18 protein-coding genes are annotated in these 16,097 nt (G+C 59.3%); 9 read left to right on the top strand and 9 right to left on the bottom strand.

The window, feature by feature from the left end; genetic code table 11:
* The first annotated feature begins 133 nt into the window (after positions 1-133).
* Positions 134-1,231: a GH25 family lysozyme gene (locus tag FS804_RS08515; protein WP_144576160.1), complete on the top strand. Its 1,098-nt coding sequence runs from the start codon at positions 134-136 to the stop codon at positions 1,229-1,231.
* Between the two features lie 3 nt (positions 1,232-1,234).
* Here FS804_RS08515 and FS804_RS08510 read toward each other — a convergent pair whose 3' ends face one another.
* A complete protein-coding gene (locus FS804_RS08510) occupies positions 1,235-2,110 on the bottom strand; it encodes a DMT family transporter (protein ID WP_144576159.1) in 876 nt (291 codons plus the stop codon).
* Between the two features lie 89 nt (positions 2,111-2,199).
* Between FS804_RS08510 and FS804_RS08505 the strand changes: the two genes are divergently transcribed.
* Together FS804_RS08505 and FS804_RS08500 are read left to right on the top strand one after the other, a co-directional pair.
* On the top strand, positions 2,200-3,621 hold the full coding sequence (locus FS804_RS08505; protein ID WP_144576376.1) for a PLP-dependent aminotransferase family protein: 1,422 nt from the start codon (positions 2,200-2,202) through the stop codon (positions 3,619-3,621).
* Between the two features lie 86 nt (positions 3,622-3,707).
* Entirely contained in the window at positions 3,708-4,025 is a 318-nt protein-coding gene (locus tag FS804_RS08500) for a hypothetical protein (protein ID WP_144576158.1), read from the top strand.
* A gap of 67 nt (positions 4,026-4,092) precedes the next feature.
* Here FS804_RS08500 and FS804_RS08495 read toward each other — a convergent pair whose 3' ends face one another.
* Complete coding sequence (locus FS804_RS08495; RefSeq protein ID WP_144576375.1) at positions 4,093-4,551, bottom strand: Rrf2 family transcriptional regulator; 459 nt, start codon at positions 4,549-4,551, stop codon at positions 4,093-4,095.
* A 148-nt stretch (positions 4,552-4,699) separates the two neighbouring features.
* On the opposite strand from FS804_RS08495, the gene FS804_RS08490 reads away from it, so the two are divergent.
* Positions 4,700-5,593 carry an NAD(P)/FAD-dependent oxidoreductase gene (locus FS804_RS08490; protein WP_144576157.1) on the top strand — a complete coding sequence of 298 codons (894 nt, stop codon included), beginning with the start codon at positions 4,700-4,702 and terminating at the stop codon, positions 5,591-5,593.
* Here the strand turns inward: FS804_RS08490 and FS804_RS08485 are convergent.
* A complete protein-coding gene (locus tag FS804_RS08485) occupies positions 5,590-6,366 on the bottom strand; it encodes an AraC family transcriptional regulator (RefSeq protein ID WP_186376705.1) in 777 nt (258 codons plus the stop codon). The genes FS804_RS08490 and FS804_RS08485 overlap by 4 nt on opposite strands.
* Before the next feature lie 94 nt (positions 6,367-6,460).
* On the opposite strand from FS804_RS08485, the gene FS804_RS08480 reads away from it, so the two are divergent.
* Complete coding sequence (locus tag FS804_RS08480; protein WP_144576156.1) at positions 6,461-6,868, top strand: DUF2000 family protein; 408 nt, start codon at positions 6,461-6,463, stop codon at positions 6,866-6,868.
* A 60-nt stretch (positions 6,869-6,928) separates the two neighbouring features.
* Here FS804_RS08480 and lepA read toward each other — a convergent pair whose 3' ends face one another.
* From lepA to FS804_RS08465, 3 genes are all read right to left on the bottom strand, one after another.
* Positions 6,929-8,755 (bottom strand): translation elongation factor 4, encoded by a 1,827-nt coding sequence (gene lepA / locus FS804_RS08475; RefSeq protein WP_144576155.1) that lies wholly within the window; start codon positions 8,753-8,755, stop codon positions 6,929-6,931.
* A gap of 72 nt (positions 8,756-8,827) precedes the next feature.
* Positions 8,828-9,697 (bottom strand): carbon-nitrogen hydrolase family protein, encoded by an 870-nt coding sequence (locus FS804_RS08470; protein ID WP_144576154.1) that lies wholly within the window; start codon positions 9,695-9,697, stop codon positions 8,828-8,830.
* Positions 9,694-10,299 carry a GNAT family N-acetyltransferase gene (locus FS804_RS08465; RefSeq protein ID WP_186376704.1) on the bottom strand — a complete coding sequence of 202 codons (606 nt, stop codon included), beginning with the start codon at positions 10,297-10,299 and terminating at the stop codon, positions 9,694-9,696. The genes FS804_RS08470 and FS804_RS08465 overlap by 4 nt, the downstream gene beginning before the upstream one ends.
* Before the next feature lie 72 nt (positions 10,300-10,371).
* Between FS804_RS08465 and FS804_RS08460 the strand changes: the two genes are divergently transcribed.
* From FS804_RS08460 to FS804_RS08450, 3 genes are all read left to right on the top strand, one after another.
* Complete coding sequence (locus FS804_RS08460; RefSeq protein ID WP_144576152.1) at positions 10,372-10,773, top strand: ketosteroid isomerase-related protein; 402 nt, start codon at positions 10,372-10,374, stop codon at positions 10,771-10,773.
* A gap of 95 nt (positions 10,774-10,868) precedes the next feature.
* A complete protein-coding gene (locus tag FS804_RS08455; RefSeq protein ID WP_144576151.1) occupies positions 10,869-11,450 on the top strand; it encodes a helix-turn-helix domain-containing protein in 582 nt (193 codons plus the stop codon).
* Positions 11,451-11,468: 18 nt separating this feature from the next.
* The gene (locus FS804_RS08450; RefSeq protein ID WP_144576150.1) at positions 11,469-11,987 is read left to right on the top strand and encodes a GNAT family N-acetyltransferase; all 519 of its coding nucleotides are present in this window, start codon (positions 11,469-11,471) and stop codon (positions 11,985-11,987) included.
* A 5-nt stretch (positions 11,988-11,992) separates the two neighbouring features.
* Here FS804_RS08450 and FS804_RS08445 read toward each other — a convergent pair whose 3' ends face one another.
* Positions 11,993-13,066 carry an alpha/beta fold hydrolase gene (locus FS804_RS08445; protein WP_144576149.1) on the bottom strand — a complete coding sequence of 358 codons (1,074 nt, stop codon included), beginning with the start codon at positions 13,064-13,066 and terminating at the stop codon, positions 11,993-11,995.
* 144 nt (positions 13,067-13,210) lie between these two features.
* Between FS804_RS08445 and FS804_RS08440 the strand changes: the two genes are divergently transcribed.
* Positions 13,211-14,305: a helix-turn-helix transcriptional regulator gene (locus FS804_RS08440; protein ID WP_186376703.1), complete on the top strand. Its 1,095-nt coding sequence runs from the start codon at positions 13,211-13,213 to the stop codon at positions 14,303-14,305.
* Positions 14,306-14,312: 7 nt separating this feature from the next.
* Here the strand turns inward: FS804_RS08440 and FS804_RS08435 are convergent, their stop codons facing one another.
* Together FS804_RS08435 and FS804_RS08430 are read right to left on the bottom strand one after the other, a co-directional pair.
* Positions 14,313-15,416 (bottom strand): TRAP transporter substrate-binding protein, encoded by a 1,104-nt coding sequence (locus FS804_RS08435; RefSeq protein WP_144576148.1) that lies wholly within the window; start codon positions 15,414-15,416, stop codon positions 14,313-14,315.
* A 176-nt stretch (positions 15,417-15,592) separates the two neighbouring features.
* A complete protein-coding gene (locus FS804_RS08430; protein WP_144576147.1) occupies positions 15,593-16,066 on the bottom strand; it encodes a group III truncated hemoglobin in 474 nt (157 codons plus the stop codon).
* Positions 16,067-16,097 lie beyond the last annotated feature (31 nt).

Here is a 16,097-nt window from a genome sequence, read left to right as displayed (position 1 = left end):
TGAGGGGCGCATCGGCAGGTGCCAGCGTAAAGATAAGATTCAGTCTTTTTTGATAATCTTCCGTTAGCATTTGTTTTTCGAGGTCTCCGGGCGGCATCTCCATGTCCCCGAATTGTTTTGCGTACGGGTTCTCATGCGTTCATCGGCTGTGCCAGCACTTCTATTCGGTTGTCTTTTGCTCGGCGGCTGCACGTCCAGTTCCGGCCCGGAAAGCCTGATGGCTGGTTTGCCGTCCAAGGAAACCACGAGTTCGGTCAAGCCATCTGCGCCGGTGCCGCAAGCAAGCGTCGGCACGCAGCCGATTGCTGCGCAGCCGCGGCAGGAGGTTCTTGCATGGGGTGGCCCGGTGCCGGGCGAACCGAAGGCTTTTTCCGCCGTCACGCCCAGAGCTTCCGTGCCCGGCAACGCGCCTGAAATCCGCTTGCCGGTGCCGTCGCAGAGCGGAATGGCGCGGCCCGTCGAACAGCCAATGGAGCGCCCTGTCCAGCTGGCAATGGCTGCCGCACCGGCTGCAAGTGCCGGCGCGCAGATACGCTCTCGCATCTTCCGCTCAAGCTTCAGCGATGCAAAGCCGATCAACTTCGGCCGCGTCCAGCCCCGTCATTTCCAGGTTCACGGCGTGGATGTTTCCCGCTGGCAGGCCAACATCAACTGGCCGCAGCTGCGCACGCGCGGCGCCAACTTTGCCTTTATCAAGGCGACGGATGGCGGCGATCATCTCGATCCGATGTTCCGGACCAACTGGCAACGCTCGAAAGAAGCGGGTATTCGCCGTGGCGCCTACCATTTCTTTTACTGGTGCCGCAATGCAAGCGAACAGGCTGACTGGTTCATTCGCAACGTCCCGCGTGATCCGGACGCGCTGCCGCCGGTTATAGACGTCGAATATAACGGCGAATCCAGCTGCAAGATGCGCCTTTCCCGCGAGCGCGTCCTGGAAAAGATGCGCGTCTTCATGGACAAGCTCGAACGCCATTACGGCCAGCGGCCGATCATCTATACGGCGCCCGACTTCTACAAGGATAACCTTCAGGGCGAGTTCCTGGACTATCCCTTCTGGCTTCGCGCCGTTGCCCAGCATCCTTCGGTGGTCTATCCCGGCCGCAAGTGGCTGTTCTGGCAATATTCCGGCTCCGGCCTGTCGCACGGCGTCGATGGCCGCATCGATCTCAACGTCTTCAACGGCAGCGAGGAGGCTTGGCATCGCTGGGTGGAACGTCGTTCGAGTTGAGGATCAGCGCGCGAATTTCCGCGCGCCTGCCACACACAGAACGACAACCATCGTGACGGCGATCATTGCCGGGCTCACATCTTCATTGAGCAGGGTCGCGGCAAGCGCGAGGCCGAAAAAAGGCTGGAGCAACTGCAACTGTCCTACAGCGGCGATACCGCCAAGGGCCAGTCCGCGATACCAGAATATGAAGCCGATCAGCATGCTGAACAGCGAGACATAGGCAAGACCGCCCCATGCCTGCGGAGCGATGCCGGAAAGCGTATCTGGCCCGCTCACAAACGCAAGTGGCAACATGACTGGCAGCGAAAGCACCAGCGCCCAGGAAATGACCTGCCAGCCGCCGAGTTTGCGGGAAAGGGCCGCCCCTTCCGCATAACCCAGACCACAGACGATAATCGCACCGAGCATCAAAAGATCGCCGGTCAGCGACGTTTCGATTCCACTGGCGAATGAGTTCGACAGTGAAAATCCAGCGACCAAGGCGCTGCCAAGACAGGAAAACAGCCAGAAAACTGGGCGCGGGCGCTCTCCACCGCGCAAGACGGCAAAGATGGCCGTCGCAAGCGGCAGCAACCCGACGAAAACGATGGAATGCGCGGAGGTGACGTGCCGCAACGCCAGCGCCGTCAGGAGCGGAAAACCAACGACGACTCCGAGCGAGACGATGAACAGCGATGTCAGGTCATCGCGCGCAGGTCGCTTTTGCCGGAAGCGAAACAACAGTGCCAAGGCCAGTAGCCCCGCGATACTGGCGCGGGCGACAGTCAGGAAAACGGGGTCGAAACCCGTTACCGCCAGACGGGTTGCGGGGAGCGAGCCGCTGAATATCACCACGCCTGTCAGGCCGCTTAACCAGCCACTTGTCGCCTTGTCCATCGTCAACTCCTGCGTTTTGCCCTTCTTGATCCCGAACGGCTGGCGTGAACAGCGACAGTCATATACAATTTCAAAAAACTGTTGTGGTTATGGGAGCAATACAGTCGGGGACTAAGGTGGATCAGATCGCAGCCGGGACGCGCATTGAAAGAGTGATGGCCAATATCCGCCAGCGCATCGCTGCGCGCAGCCTTGTGCCGGGCGCGCGCCTTCCATCCGTACGGGCATTGGCCAAGACAATGCAGGTCTCGACCTCGACTGTCGTTGAGGCTTACGACCGGCTCGTCGCGGATGGTACGATCAACTCGCGCCCGGGCTCGGGTTTTTTTGTGTCAGGCCCGCTTGCGCCTCTCTCGCTTGCCAACATAGAACCGCAACTTGACAGGGCTGTCGATCCCTTGTGGGTGTCGCGACAGTCGCTGGAGGAAGGGCCTGCGCTCGCCAAGCCCGGTTGTGGCTGGTTGCCTGCCTCGTGGATGCCGCAGGAGGCATTGAAGCGGGCGATGCGGGGTCTTGCCCGGGCGGACGCCGGCTTGCTGACGGATTATGGCACCCCAATGGGCCTGTTGCCGCTGCGCCAGCTTCTGTCACGCAGGCTGGCCGAACATGGCGTGCAGGCGAATGTAAGCCAGATCATGCTCACGGAGTCCGGCACCCAGGCAATCGATCTTCTCTGCCGTTTCCTGCTGCAGCCCGGCGATGCGGTGATCGTTGATGATCCCTGTTACTTCAATTTCCACGCTTTGTTGCGGGCACATCGTGTGAAGATCATAGGGGTGCCCTATACGCCAACGGGGCCGGACCTGCCACTTTTCGAGCAGGCGTTGAGAGACCATCAGCCGCGGCTTTATATCACCAATTCCGCCATTCATAACCCGACTGGCGCAAGACTTTCCGCCGTCTCCGCCCATCGCCTGCTGATGCTTGCCGAACAGGCCGGGCTGACGATCGTCGAGGACGATATATTTGCCGATTTTGAAACGCAGCCATCTCCGCGGCTGGCCGCTTTCGATGGGCTGAACCGTGTCGTGCAGATCGGCAGTTTTTCCAAAACGCTATCAGCGTCGGTGCGGTGCGGTTTCATCGCCGCTCCCACGGCATGGGTGGACGCCCTGACCGATCTCAAGATCGCCACCACTTTCGGTGGAACACATTTTTCTGCGGCGCTCGTCCACACTCTTTTGACCGACGGCAGTTACCGCAAACACGTGGAGGCGCTGCGGCACCGCCTTGCAGACAAGATGACGGAAATGTCTGCACGTCTGAGGTCAATCGGGTGCGTGCCGTGGATCGAGCCGCAGGCAGGCATGTTCCTATGGTGCCGCCTGCCGGATGGGATCGATGCCGCTGATGTCGCGCGTCGGGCGCTTGCGCGACGGATGGTGCTGGCCCCGGGCAATGTGTTCAGCTCGTCGCAAAGCGCGTCTGGCTTCATGCGGTTCAACGTATCACAGATGGCAGATTCGCATGTCATGACGGTGCTGACAGAGGCACTCCTACAGCAGCCTTGATGCCGCGTTTTTGATGCGCTTGTCGAAAATCGGAACAAAATCCCGTGAACGTCGTTTTCTCCGCAGAATGAAGAGGAGGAAACACCATGACATTCGATCCCAACAATCCGCGTCCGGACCGCGATCTTCGTCCGGAACTGAATATCAGCAACGACACGCGTGCCCGTACGTCGTCGTCCTGGGTGCCGTGGCTGGCGATCATCGTCGTCGTTCTGGTCGGCGTTTTCGCCTGGTCGCAGATGAGCGGCCCGACCACCGACCCGGCAACGACGTCCTCGACCACGCCGCCAGCGGCGACTGACCAGGCACCGGCACCGATGGCTCCGACCACGCCGGCAACGCCGCCCGCAAACAATGCAGCACCGGCTAGCCCGGATGCCGGTGGCACGAAGACCCAGCCCTAAAGGGTCGAGCAATCAAAAAAGCCGTCTGCCCCGGGGCAGGCGGCTTTTTTGTGCGGCCATGGGCCCCTTAGAGCTTCTCCATCGCCGAAGGATTGTTTGCGAGCCTCGACCACCGATTGATGGATTCTTGTGCAAGCTGGGAAAGCGCGATGCTTCCAAAACGGGACAATAAGATTGTTTCGGCTTCCCGCATGGCATCGAAAAGGGCTGCATTCACCGCTTGCTCGATGACACAATCGGGATTATCGCCCGCAAGTCCGATCGAAAACAGTTCGGGCGCGCCGAGCGCTTTATAGATGTCGAGAAGCGTTATTTCACTAAGTGGCCGTGCCAACACCCATCCGCCGCCATGGCCCTTCTCTGAAGAGACATACCCATGCTCGCGCAAACCGGCCATGGTTCTGCGCACCACAACGGGATTGGTCTGAAGCATCGCTGCGATGCTCTCCGACGTCGCCGCTCCCTCATGTTTTTCCATGTGAATCAGAATATGCAGCACCCGCGAGAGGCGCGTGTCGTGTCTCATTGGTTGAATCCGTATTTCGTCCAAATTCTATCAGTTTTGCTATGACGTAACAATATAAGTTGCATGACCCTTGACGCCAAAAATCATGTAACAATATAAGTGTCATGAAATGGCGGCACGTTTGTCCGCCTGAACGGAGGGTGTGCCCATGAAATTCGACGTTATCATTATCGGTGGCAGCTATGCCGGCCTCTCCGCGGCCTTGCAGCTTGGCCGCGCCAGAAAGAGCATCCTGATTATCGACGTTGGCGAACGTAGAAATCGTTTCTCCAGCCATTCGCACGGATTTCTCGGACAGGATGGCAGGGCGCCGGGGGAGATCGTTGCCGAGGCGCGACACCAGCTCGAACGTTACAAAACCATACAATGGGCCGAGGGCAGGGTGACCGACGCCGCTGGGTCATTCGGCGATTTCGTTGTCATGATCGATGGCAACCGACAGGAAAAGGCGGGCCGGCTCATCCTCGCCACGGGCGTGACCGATGAGCTTCCCGACATCCCCGGGCTAAAAGAGCGGTGGGGCTCCTCCGTCTTTCATTGCCCCTATTGCCATGGCTATGAACTCGATCGGGGCAAGATCGGCGTCATTGCAGCTTCGCCCATGGCTATCCACCACGGGTTGATGCTTCCCGACTGGGGCGAGACGACCTTTTTCACCAACGGGATGTTCGAGCCGGATGCGGACCAGCATGCGCTTCTGGCAGCACGCGGTGTCCACCTGGAGGCGGTTCGGATCAGGGAGATTGCGGGGCATGCGGACGTCGTTCTGGCGGATGGGCGCAGCATGGCCCTGGCTGGCCTCTTCACACAGCCGAAGTTGCGGATCAGCGCCAACTGGATCGAAAAACTCGGCTGCAAGATCGACGAGGGGCCGATGGGATCGACCATCGTCACCGACCCGATGAAACAGACCACCGTCCGCGGGGTCTTCGCTTGCGGCGATGTGGCAAGAGCAGCTGGCTCGGTTGCGCTTTCCGTCGGTGATGGCGCCATGGCGGGCGCTGCGGCGCACCGGTCCATTCTGTTTCCAGAGATGAGTTAGCGTGAGACAAGGCTTAGCCAGCGGCCGGGCGGCATGCCGAAGGCATTCTTGAAATGCCGGGTGAAATGCGCCTGATCCGCGAACCCGCAGGCAAACGCCGTTTCTGCAAGCCCTGCACCCGTGCGCATCATTTGCTTGCACCTTTCCAGTCGCCGCATGATGAGGTAGCGGTGCGGGCTTGTACCCAACAGACACCGAAAATGCCGGAAGAGCGTGAAGCGGTCTATCCCGCTCACCTGTTCTAGTTCCTGTGACTCAACGGTCTCGGCGCTGTTCTCCAGCAGATAGTCCCGGCACCGCAGAACGGCGGCGCGGTCGATCCGCTTTATGGGCTTTGGGCTTCCGTTCGAATGTTTCCAGAGCAGATCCGAAAGCCGCGACTGCCAGTCAGTGAGAAGCAGGCTGTCAGGTTCGCTGGCGAGATTACCGAGTGCCTCCGTCAGGCATTGGCGAAATTCTTCATCCTCAATGACCGCACGTTTGGCAAACGGCAGCGTATGACACCCCGCCTGCGTCGTTTTCTCGGGCGGAAGGTAAAGCATGCGATAGTGAAGCCCTTCCTCTGTGCCTGCGCCGCCGTCATGGACCTCATCTGGATGCAGCACGATGACGTTTCCGGGCATGCTGAAATGCGACGTGCCGCGATAGGTAAAGGTCTGGACGCCGGAAAGCGTGACGCCCAATGCATAGGTATCATGCCGATGCGGCGCATAGGCGTTGCCATGGAATCGCGCATCGATGCGCTCTATGCCTTCGCTGGAGCGGGCTTGCACGATCCCTTCGAATTTGCACGAACGTTCAAGATCGTTGCTGCTCCGAGGCGCTATCGTTGCTTCTCTTTCGTAACCACAGCCAGATTGAGTTCGCATGTTTGATACCAAGATCGCCATTATTCTTCGCGATGACCTTGCCGTATGGCAGAAATTGAACGTCACCGCATTCCTCATGTCCGGCATCGTCGGCCAGACCCGAGAGATCATCGGGGAAACATACCGCGACGGAGCCGGCAACGTCTACAATCCCCTTTCCATCCAGCCCATCGTCATTATGGCGACGGATCAGGAGATGCTGCGCAAAATTCACCAGCGATCGCTAGAGCGGGACGTCACGACTTCGCTCTACATCGAGGAAATGTTTTCCACCGGCCACGATGCCGCCAACCGCCAGGTATTTTCGGAGTTTTCTCCCGATAACGCCAAAGTCGTCGGCCTGGCGCTACGCACGGATAAAAAGATCGTCGACAAGATTACCAAAGGTGCGAAGCTGCACGCTTGATCGCCAGACGCAAAAGGGAGGCCATGAGCCTCCCTCTAATTGCACTTGCGGAGTTGCCGCTTATTCGTCGTTCATCTTCAGAGCGGCGATAAAGGCTTCCTGCGGGATTTCAACCTTGCCGAACTGGCGCATGCGCTTTTTGCCTTCCTTCTGCTTGTCCAGAAGTTTGCGCTTGCGCGTCGCGTCGCCGCCGTAGCATTTCGCGGTCACGTCCTTGCGCAGCGCACGCACGGTCTCGCGGGCGATGACCTTGCCGCCGATGGCCGCCTGGATCGGGATCTGGAACATATGCGGCGGAATGAGTTCCTTCAGCTTTTCGCACATGCCGCGCCCGCGCCGGTCGGCCGCAGAGCGGTGCACCAGCATGGAGAGTGCATCGACAGGGTCGCCGTTGACGAGGATCGACATCTTGACGAGATCACCAGCGCGATAGTCAATGATATTGTAGTCGAAGGACGCATATCCCTTGGAGATCGATTTCAGACGGTCGTAGAAATCGAACACCACTTCGTTGAGCGGCAATTCGTAGGTGATCATGGCGCGGTTGCCGACATAGGTCAGCTCCGTCTGCAGGCCACGCCGGTCCTGACAGAGTTTCAGGATGCCGCCGAGATATTCGTCGGGCGTCATGATCGTCGCCTTGATCCACGGCTCGCGGATTTCCTTGATCTTCACCACGTCGGGCATGTCGGCCGGGTTGTGAAGTTCCTTTTCCGTGCCGTCCGTCAGCGTCATTTCGTAGACGACCGACGGTGCTGTGGCGACGAGATCGAGATTGAACTCCCGCTCAAGGCGCTCCTGGATGATTTCGAGATGCAGCAGGCCGAGGAAGCCGCAGCGGAAACCGAAGCCAAGGGCGGCAGACGATTCCATTTCGAAGGAGAAAGAAGCGTCGTTGAGGCGGAGCTTACCGACCGCCGCGCGCAAATCTTCGAAGTCGGCGGCATCGACCGGGAAGAGACCGCAGAACACCACCGGCTGCGCAGGCTTGAAGCCGGGCAGCGCCTGCGCCGTCGGGCGCTTGTCGTCGGTGATGGTATCGCCAACGCGTGTATCGGCCACTTCCTTGATCGAAGCGGTAATGAAGCCGATCTCGCCGGGCCCGAGGCTGTCGACCGTGACCATTTTCGGGGTCAGCACCCCGACGCGCTCGATGCCGTATTTCGCGCCCGAGCCCATCATGCGGATCTGCTGGCCCTTGCTCAGCACGCCATCGATGACGCGCACGAGAACCATGACGCCGAGATAGGTGTCGTACCAGCTGTCGACCAGCAGCGCCTTCAGCGGGCCGTTTTCGCCGACTTCGCTCTTCGGCGGCGGCAGACGGTTGACGATGGCTTCCAGAACGTCAGGAATACCAAGACCGGTTTTGGCCGAAATCATCACGGCGTCGGAAGCATCGATGCCGATGACTTCCTCGATCTGTTCCTTGATGCGGTCAGGTTCGGCTGCCGGCAGGTCGATCTTGTTCAAGACCGTGACCAGCTCGTGATTATTGTCGATCGCCTGATAGACGTTGGCGAGCGTCTGGGCTTCCACACCCTGCGATGCATCGACCACCAGCAGCGAGCCTTCGCAGGCCGAAAGCGAGCGGGACACTTCATAGGCGAAGTCGACGTGGCCGGGAGTGTCGATAAGATTCAGCACATAGGTCTCGCCGTTATTCGCCTTGTAGTGCAGGCGCACGGTCTGGGCCTTGATGGTGATGCCACGCTCGCGCTCGATATCCATAGAATCGAGAACCTGTTCCGACATGTCGCGTTCGGCAAGGCCGCCTGTCGACTGGATCAACCGGTCGGCCAGCGTCGATTTGCCGTGATCGATGTGGGCAACGATCGAGAAGTTGCGGATATGGTCCAGGGGCGTGCGGGTCGAATTTGTGCTCATGTTCCGCGCTATAGCAGGGGCTTGTCATGCCGCAAAGCGGGAATTTGGTTAAAAGCCCTTTAAAATGGGCTTTCAGACCGCAAATTGCTCAGGCCAGTCGCGGCGGGTGGCAACCTGCCCCTCGGTGCGGAGTCTTGCCACGGCGGCAAGATCGATATCCGCGATCAGCAGCGTGCTCTCCGTCACTGCATCGCTTTCGCTTTCCGCGATGATGCCCGATGCGGGCATGCCGTAGTCCGACGGCACATAAAGGGCAGCACGACCACGATTTTCGTCGACAGCCGGGGACCATGGCGCTTCGCCGGCCGTGGGAGATGACAGCACCGCATACTGATTTTCCAGTGCCCGCGCCTGCGCGCCGATGCGAACCCGATAGGCCCCGGCGAGCGTATCGGTGCAACTCGGCGCAAGGACCAGATCGACGCCGAGCTCGGCCAGCTTGCGGCCAAGCATCGGAAACTCATTGTCGTAACAGATGAGGATACCCAGCCTCCCAATCGGGGTCTCGAAGGCTTTCAGACCCTCGACGCCAGCTGCAATATTCCATTGTTCCCGTTCGAACCGGGTCATGATCTGCTTGTCCTGATAACCGATCAGCCCGTCAGGTCCAAATAGCCACGCCCGGTTGCGGAACTTGCCGTCGGGGTCTTTCACCGGCGCACTGCCCGGCTGGAAAAGGATTTGATGTTGCCGCGCCAGCTCTTCGCAAAGCTCCACCCAAGAGGGGATGAGCGGCTGTATCTCTTCGATGGAACGGTGCAGATCGGAGCGCGCATCGGGTGACAATTGCCCGGTCAGCGCCATCGCCGAATATTCCGGCAGCAGCAGCAGTTCGGCGCCCTTTTCCTTGGCCTCGCGGACGATGGCGGAAAGATGCGCGGCATAGGCCTCCCATGTCTCGATCAGTTCGATGGCATATTGGCTGGCGGCTAACCGGGTCATTCGTTTCCGTCTCCAGCAATGTTCTTCATCCAGAAGGACAGCGGTTTTGCGCTTTCGCTGTCCTCGTCGAGGTCCTGCCATGTGAAGCTGGTGCGCAATTCGGGGTGATGGCGATAGCCGCGCTTTTCCCAGAAGGCATTGAGCGGCACGTAATCTACTGGCCGGCGGGGATGATTGGCGGGCCGCTCGACCGCGCAGAAGGTGCAGTGGTCGAAGCCGAGCCTCTTTGCATGTGCCTCCCGCTCCTCGAAGAAGCGCACGCCGACGCCGTGGCCGCGATAACCGGGAAGCAGCACGCTTTCACCGAAATAGAACATCCGGTCCGGATCGTAACCTGCCTTGACGAAGGGAGCCTTCACCTCATCGGTCTCCGCCGCCATTGGCATGCCCGTGGACATTCCAACCACTCTGCCGTCATCGAGTGCCAGCACGAAAACCGCGCCGTCCGTATCGGCATAGGTCGAGAGATATTTGCGCTCGTAATCCAGCGAGCCGTCATAGAGGTAAGGAAAAGCGCGAAACACCTCGATCCGCAGGCGCGCGAGGTCATCGAAATAGGATGTGGCGTCAATGCCGGAAAGAGACTTGATTTCGACGATCATGGGCATTTCACTTTCGGTTGCACTGGTTATACCGTGGTGGAAAAGCCGCGCAAGCACTGAACGGAGACGATAATGACCGCTGCCGAAACCATCCGCGCCTATTACGAAGCCTTCAATCGTCAGGACATGAATGCTTTTCTGGCGCTGCTTCACGATGAGGTGGTGCACGACATCAATCAGGGCGAACGCCAGACCGGCAAGGCCGCTTTTGCCTCCTTCATGGAGCACATGAACCGCTGCTACCGCGAAAACCTCACCGAGATGGTGATCATGGCGAGCGAAGACGGCGCGCGGGCATCTGCGGAGTTCGTCGTTAACGGGGAATATCTGGCCACCGACGAAGGCCTGCCGGAGGCGAACGGTCAGACCTATGTGTTGCCGGCCGGCGCATTCTTCGAGTTGAAGGACGGCAAAGTCAGCCGCGTCACGAATTATTATAACCTGAACGATTGGATCGCCCAGGTTGGCGCCTGAGACGTTGTTTTGCCGCAAAGCCACCAGCGGCAAAGAAGATGATAGTTTCCATTATCGTGGATATTGACTCCATCATATGAGAGTGCAATTCTCATATGATGGAAAACGAAGATCATATTCTTGAGCGCTCTATCGGCGAGCGGATCAAAACGTTACGGGCTGAAAACGGCCTGACGCTGGACCGTCTCGCGTCCGAATCCGGCGTCAGCCGCGCCATGATCTCCCGCATCGAGCGCGGTGAGGCGAGCCCAACGGCCTCTCTCCTTGCCCGTATCTGCGCTGCACTCGGCCTGTCGCTTTCCGGTTTCTTCGCTGAAAATGAAGAGGCTGTTTCCCCGCTCATGAAAAAGCGTGATCAGCAGCTCTGGAAAGATCCGGAGACCGGTTATGTGCGCCGCGCCATTTCCCCGCCGCGTGTGGGATCCGATGTCGATATCGTCGAAGTCGAATTTCCGGCCGGCGCGCGCGTCGGCTTCCCTCCGCATGCGGCGAGCCGGGGGATGACGCAATATGTCTGGCTTTTCGACGGCGTGCTGGACATGACGAGCGGCGGAGAGGTTTACCGGCTAGAGACGGGCGACTGCCTGTTCATGCCTGTTGGAGAGGGGCATGTCTTCCACAATCCATCTGAAAAACCCGCCCGTTACGCCGTCGTGCTCGATCAAAGACAGCGTTGATTTACCCAAGGAGTATTCATGGCAACCATCCACGTGTTGAACGGGCAACAGACGATCGATGCCCTGCCTGAGCTTTGCGACGTCCTCGCCGCCTGCGTGAATGGCGGCGCGTCCGTCGGCTTCATGTTGCCTTTCTCGCCGCAGGATGCGGAGCCTTTCTGGCGATCGGTCGCGGAAAATGTAACGGACGGCAGCGCCATCCATGTGGTCGCTGAGGTGGCGGGCAAGGTGGTCGGCACCGTGCAGGTGGGTTTCGCTTCCAAACCCAATCAACCGCATCGCGGCGATCTCATGAAGCTTCTCGTGCATCCCTCGGCACGTGGTCTCGGCCTCGCACGCAAGCTCATGCAAAGGGTGGAAGAAGAAGCGGCGAAGCGTGGCCGCAGCCTTCTGGTGCTGGATACGGCCACGGGCAGCGATGCCGAGGCGATTTATCCTCGCCTCGGTTGGGAACGGGTGGGCGTTATCCCGGACTACGCCCTGTTTCCCGATGGCCGCTATTGCGGCACGACCCTGTTTTACAAACGGATCGGCTAAGGCCTCTATTGCTCCGGCTTCAGCGTCCGGTTGAAGGCGTCAATGATGATCTTCTCGAGTTCTGCGTGGATATCGGCACGGTCTCGCGGCCCGGCCGGTTCGCAGATCGGATCGCGCTCGCCGACGGATTTGAGAAACGCATCCGCATCGGGCTTGCACAGCGGCAGGAAGCTGAAGTGGTTTGCCCCGTCCACTCGATGGTAGATGGCGCCGGGCACATCCTCCGCGAGCTTGTCCGCCAGCACAGCCGCCGGAATTTTTCCCTTGCTGCCAAGATTGATGAAGGTCAGCGGAATGTCGACCTTCCGCAAGCTCTCCTGTTTGAAGGCCAACGCCAGACCGGGATCGACGAGTACGGCGGAGCGGATACGCGTGTCGCGGTTCTGCTGCTCGAAACGGGCTTTGTCCAGAGATCGCAGATCAAGCTTCGGCACGTTGACCGGTTCGTCGTTCTGGTAACCCCGTCCGCCAGCAAACCACTGGCAATCCATCATCGCGGCATTGTCTTCACAATATCGGACATAGGCACCAAGATCGGCGCGAGCGCCGGCAATCTCCATGGCGGTGCTGCCGCCCAGTGAAAAGCCGAGAACGCCGATTCTGCGCGCATCGATAGAGGCCGACCATTGGCCTTGTGTCGTGAGGGCGGTAAGGATGGTGGAGAGATCGTCAGTTCGCTCCCAGATTTTCGGCGTATCCGCGGGCGTGGAATTGCCGCTGGTCGTACCGGGATGATTAGGCCCGACGACAATGAAACCTTCGCTCGCAAGCTTTGTGGCGATCCAGGCCATGCCTTCCGCGCGCGATCCCGATCCGTGTGAAATCAGCACGACGGGAAACCGCCCCTCCTTTATCGATGCGCCTTTTTGTACGGGAGCGCCTTGGAAGATCCGATTATCACCGGAATGGCCAGCTGTTCCGTCGCCGGCGGCCGGATACCAGATCTGGACATCGAGATCCTTGCCACGAGCGGTCGAGGGAACAGTGATGGCCGCCAGCCCGACATCGTCGAAGGCGAAAGCCGGCGGCAGGAAAGCGAGATTGAGGAGGATGGCGGCAAGCGTCATTTTCGGCGTCATGGAAAGTGTCTCCGGTTTGCAAGTGCCATCAACATCTCTTAGTTTTTGCGCGTAGACGCGTCCTTGATCGTGTTTCAGGTCGTACAGAAACGCGATCTGGTCCATGAAAGGCAGGAGTGCCTTTGCCTTAAGGGATATTGATCCGTGCTGTTCATTCCGCTGCCTTTTGTCGTGGCGCTTCTGCTGATCGTCATGTTCATCGTCTTCCTGCGAAGCGGAGACGATGTGCGGACCAACCGGGCCTTTCTGGCGCTGATCATGCTTTGTGCCGTCCAGTCCATCCTTGTCGGCCTGCGCTGGGGGTACGGTATCAGCGAAATACGTTATGTTCTGCCGATCCTTGCCGCCTGCCTGCCGCCGCTCGTCCACATCGCCTTTCGCGGATTGATAGGGGCGGGGGCCGAAAGCCGCAGAACGATGCTCGCCAGTCTGCTCGTGTCGCCATTGTTGATCGTCGTGCTGGAATTTACCCTTCCCGCTGCGATTGACCTCGCCCTGATCGTCTTCTTTGTCGGCCATGCCGTCGCGCTCCTTCTTCTGGGGAGGAAGGGCCCGGATGGGCTTGATGAGGCGCAATTCGCCAACGTTGGCTCGGCGCATCGGGCGCTGATCATCGCTGCCGTTGCCCTTTGCGTTTCCGCCCTCATCGATCTTCTGGTGTTTTTTGATTTCCAGTGGGCGCGGGGCGAAAATGTCGCAGCCCTCGTCAGCAATGCCAATCTTTTTGGCCTGCTGTTGATCGGCCTCATGGCTGCTCTCGCCGGTAAAAGCAAAGCGCCACAAGCGGCCGCGGAGCCGGTTTCTGATTTGTCGCCGCCGGCAGAACCATCCGAACAGGACAGGGACATCGTCGCAAGGATCGACCGGTTGATGGAGGCACACGCGCTTTACCGCGACGAGAACCTCAACCTGTCCCGGCTTGCACGGCGCCTCGGCCTGCCAAGCCGGCAGATATCCGGTGCGATCAACCGCTTGCTCGGCATCAATGTCTCGCAATATGTCAACCAGCTGCGCATCCGCGAAGCCTGCCGGCTTCTCGAGGAAACGCAGCAATCGGTGACGGCGGTCATGTTCTCGTCCGGCTTTCAGACGAAGTCGAACTTCAACCGCGAATTTCGCCGCGTGACCGGAATGAGCCCGGTTGACTGGCGTGAGAGGGAGGTGTGGAAGCTGGTCTCGTCAAACAAAACGGCCACCCGGCAGATGCCGGATGACCGTCTAAAGATCGTCAGTAAATGATTGCGGTTCAGAGCGTGCCGTTGCGCTGCTGGATCATCATGTAGGTATCATAGGTATATTCGGCGATCTGGGCCCAGAGATAGGCGTCCTTCTTGAAGGCCTTCTGGCTTTCGTAGATCTTTCTGAAGCTCTCGTTCTTGGCTGAAATCTCCGCATAGGTTTCCTGCGCCGCCTTGTGGCAGACATCCAGGATTTCCTGGCTGAAGGGGCGCAGGATGGCGCCCTGTGCCACGAGTTCCTTCAGCGCCTTGGGATTGCGGGCATCGTAGCGCTCCAGCATGCTGGCGCTGCCGGCGGCGCAGGCGTCTTTCAGGATGCGCTTGTAGTTTTCGGGCAGATCGTTGAACTTCTGCAGGTTCACGAAGGCATGCACGGCCGGGCCGCCTTCCCACCACGCCGGATAGTAATAGTACTTCGCGACCTTGTAGAAGCCGAGCTTCTGGTCGTCATAGGGACCGACGAATTCGGTGGCGTCGATCGTGCCCTTTTCCAGCGCGGCATAGACATCGCCGCCGGCGATCTGCTGCGGTGTCACGCCAACCTTCTGCATTACCTGTCCGGTCAGGCCGGCGATACGCATCTTCAGACCCTTCAGGTCATCGATCGTGTTGATTTCCTTGCGGAACCAGCCGCCCATCTGGGCACCGGTATTGCCGAGCAGGATCGAGTAGATATTGTGCTGCGCCAAGAACTCATTGAGCAGCTCGTTGCCGCCGGCCTGGTTGAACCAGGCATTCGTCTGACGCGCATTCAAGCCAAAGGGAACCGAGGTGCCGAGCGCGAAGGTCGGGTCCTTGCCGACGTAATAATAGGAGCAGGTATGCGCCATTTCGACGGTTCCTGCCGTTACGGCGTCTGCGGCCTGTAGCGCAGGAACGATCTCACCACCGGCAAAGTGTTGAATCACGAAGTTGCCGCCCGAGGCCTCCTTCACATGATCGGCGACGATCTGGCCCGCACCAAAAAGAATGTCGAGTCCCTTGGTGAAGGACGACGTCATGCGCCAGGTGATCTTCGGGTTTTCCTGTGCGATGGCCGGGGCGGCCAGCGCGGTTGCGGTCACACCGGCGCCAACGGCGCCCGCCTTGCGAATAAATGATCTGCGATCCATGTCGATAAGCCCTGCTATGCTGCAAACTCAGGCGAACCGCACGGTACGCCTCCCGCTGGCTACTAAACATTTATCACAGTGATCAGCAAGGGGAATGTTTAGGACTGCATGATCTCTCGCGAGGCTGACAGCTGTTGGTTTGAGCGCGCATTTTTTGGTTGGTCGTGCGACGTCGGCTATGGCGTGACCGGCTTCAAGGCAGGGTCGTCAAGCGCAGGATTATAAAACAGCGAAAGCGTCAGGCTTTTCGCGATGCGCTCTGCCGTCTCCATGAACCAGTCATGAGCCTCTTTGCTGGGCGCGATATCATCAAGCGTGGCTGAAAACAGCGCGAGCCACTGCGGAAAAAGCCCTGCGGACATGCCCTTTACGCCCAGATGCGCCTGCACCGGTTTGCCCCCGTAATTACCGTCTTTGAAAGCAACCGCTGTCCAGAATTGCTTCATTCTGGCCATGTGTTCCGGCCAGCGTCCGGCAAGCCGCGCATCGAACACGGGGCCTAACGTGGGATGTTCAAGAACACGGCTGTAAAATGTCTCCACGAGCAGGCTGATGAAGGCGGCATCGACGCCGATATCAGCCATCGCCTTTTCGGCCTTCCGCTTGATGTCGGCATGATGGGCGGCACGCCCTGTGATCTGCTGCTGCATCGTTTTTCCTTTCAAGCGGATTTATACCCCG

This window comes from Agrobacterium sp. DE0009, assembly GCF_007680755.1.
In the GTDB taxonomy this organism is placed as follows: domain Bacteria; phylum Pseudomonadota; class Alphaproteobacteria; order Rhizobiales; family Rhizobiaceae; genus Agrobacterium; species Agrobacterium tumefaciens_B.
This window is presented reverse-complemented; position numbering and strand designations above follow the sequence as displayed.

Excerpts from the sequence above, each read along its gene's own strand:
- FS804_RS08515 (WP_144576160.1), top strand. The coding sequence starts at position 134 with ATGCGTTCATCGGCTGTGCCAGCACTTCTATTCGGTTGTCTTTTGCTC.
- FS804_RS08510 (WP_144576159.1), bottom strand. The coding sequence starts at position 2,110 with ATGGACAAGGCGACAAGTGGCTGGTTAAGCGGCCTGACAGGCGTGGTG.
- FS804_RS08505 (WP_144576376.1), top strand. The coding sequence starts at position 2,200 with ATGGGAGCAATACAGTCGGGGACTAAGGTGGATCAGATCGCAGCCGGG.
- FS804_RS08500 (WP_144576158.1), top strand. The coding sequence starts at position 3,708 with ATGACATTCGATCCCAACAATCCGCGTCCGGACCGCGATCTTCGTCCG.
- FS804_RS08495 (WP_144576375.1), bottom strand. The coding sequence starts at position 4,551 with ATGAGACACGACACGCGCCTCTCGCGGGTGCTGCATATTCTGATTCAC.
- FS804_RS08490 (WP_144576157.1), top strand. The coding sequence starts at position 4,700 with ATGAAATTCGACGTTATCATTATCGGTGGCAGCTATGCCGGCCTCTCC.
- FS804_RS08480 (WP_144576156.1), top strand. The coding sequence starts at position 6,461 with ATGTTTGATACCAAGATCGCCATTATTCTTCGCGATGACCTTGCCGTA.
- lepA (WP_144576155.1), bottom strand. The coding sequence starts at position 8,755 with ATGAGCACAAATTCGACCCGCACGCCCCTGGACCATATCCGCAACTTC.
- FS804_RS08470 (WP_144576154.1), bottom strand. The coding sequence starts at position 9,697 with ATGACCCGGTTAGCCGCCAGCCAATATGCCATCGAACTGATCGAGACA.
- FS804_RS08465 (WP_186376704.1), bottom strand. The coding sequence starts at position 10,299 with ATGATCGTCGAAATCAAGTCTCTTTCCGGCATTGACGCCACATCCTAT.
- FS804_RS08460 (WP_144576152.1), top strand. The coding sequence starts at position 10,372 with ATGACCGCTGCCGAAACCATCCGCGCCTATTACGAAGCCTTCAATCGT.
- FS804_RS08455 (WP_144576151.1), top strand. The coding sequence starts at position 10,869 with ATGATGGAAAACGAAGATCATATTCTTGAGCGCTCTATCGGCGAGCGG.
- FS804_RS08450 (WP_144576150.1), top strand. The coding sequence starts at position 11,469 with ATGGCAACCATCCACGTGTTGAACGGGCAACAGACGATCGATGCCCTG.
- FS804_RS08445 (WP_144576149.1), bottom strand. The coding sequence starts at position 13,066 with ATGACGCCGAAAATGACGCTTGCCGCCATCCTCCTCAATCTCGCTTTC.
- FS804_RS08435 (WP_144576148.1), bottom strand. The coding sequence starts at position 15,416 with ATGGATCGCAGATCATTTATTCGCAAGGCGGGCGCCGTTGGCGCCGGT.
- FS804_RS08430 (WP_144576147.1), bottom strand. The coding sequence starts at position 16,066 with ATGCAGCAGCAGATCACAGGGCGTGCCGCCCATCATGCCGACATCAAG.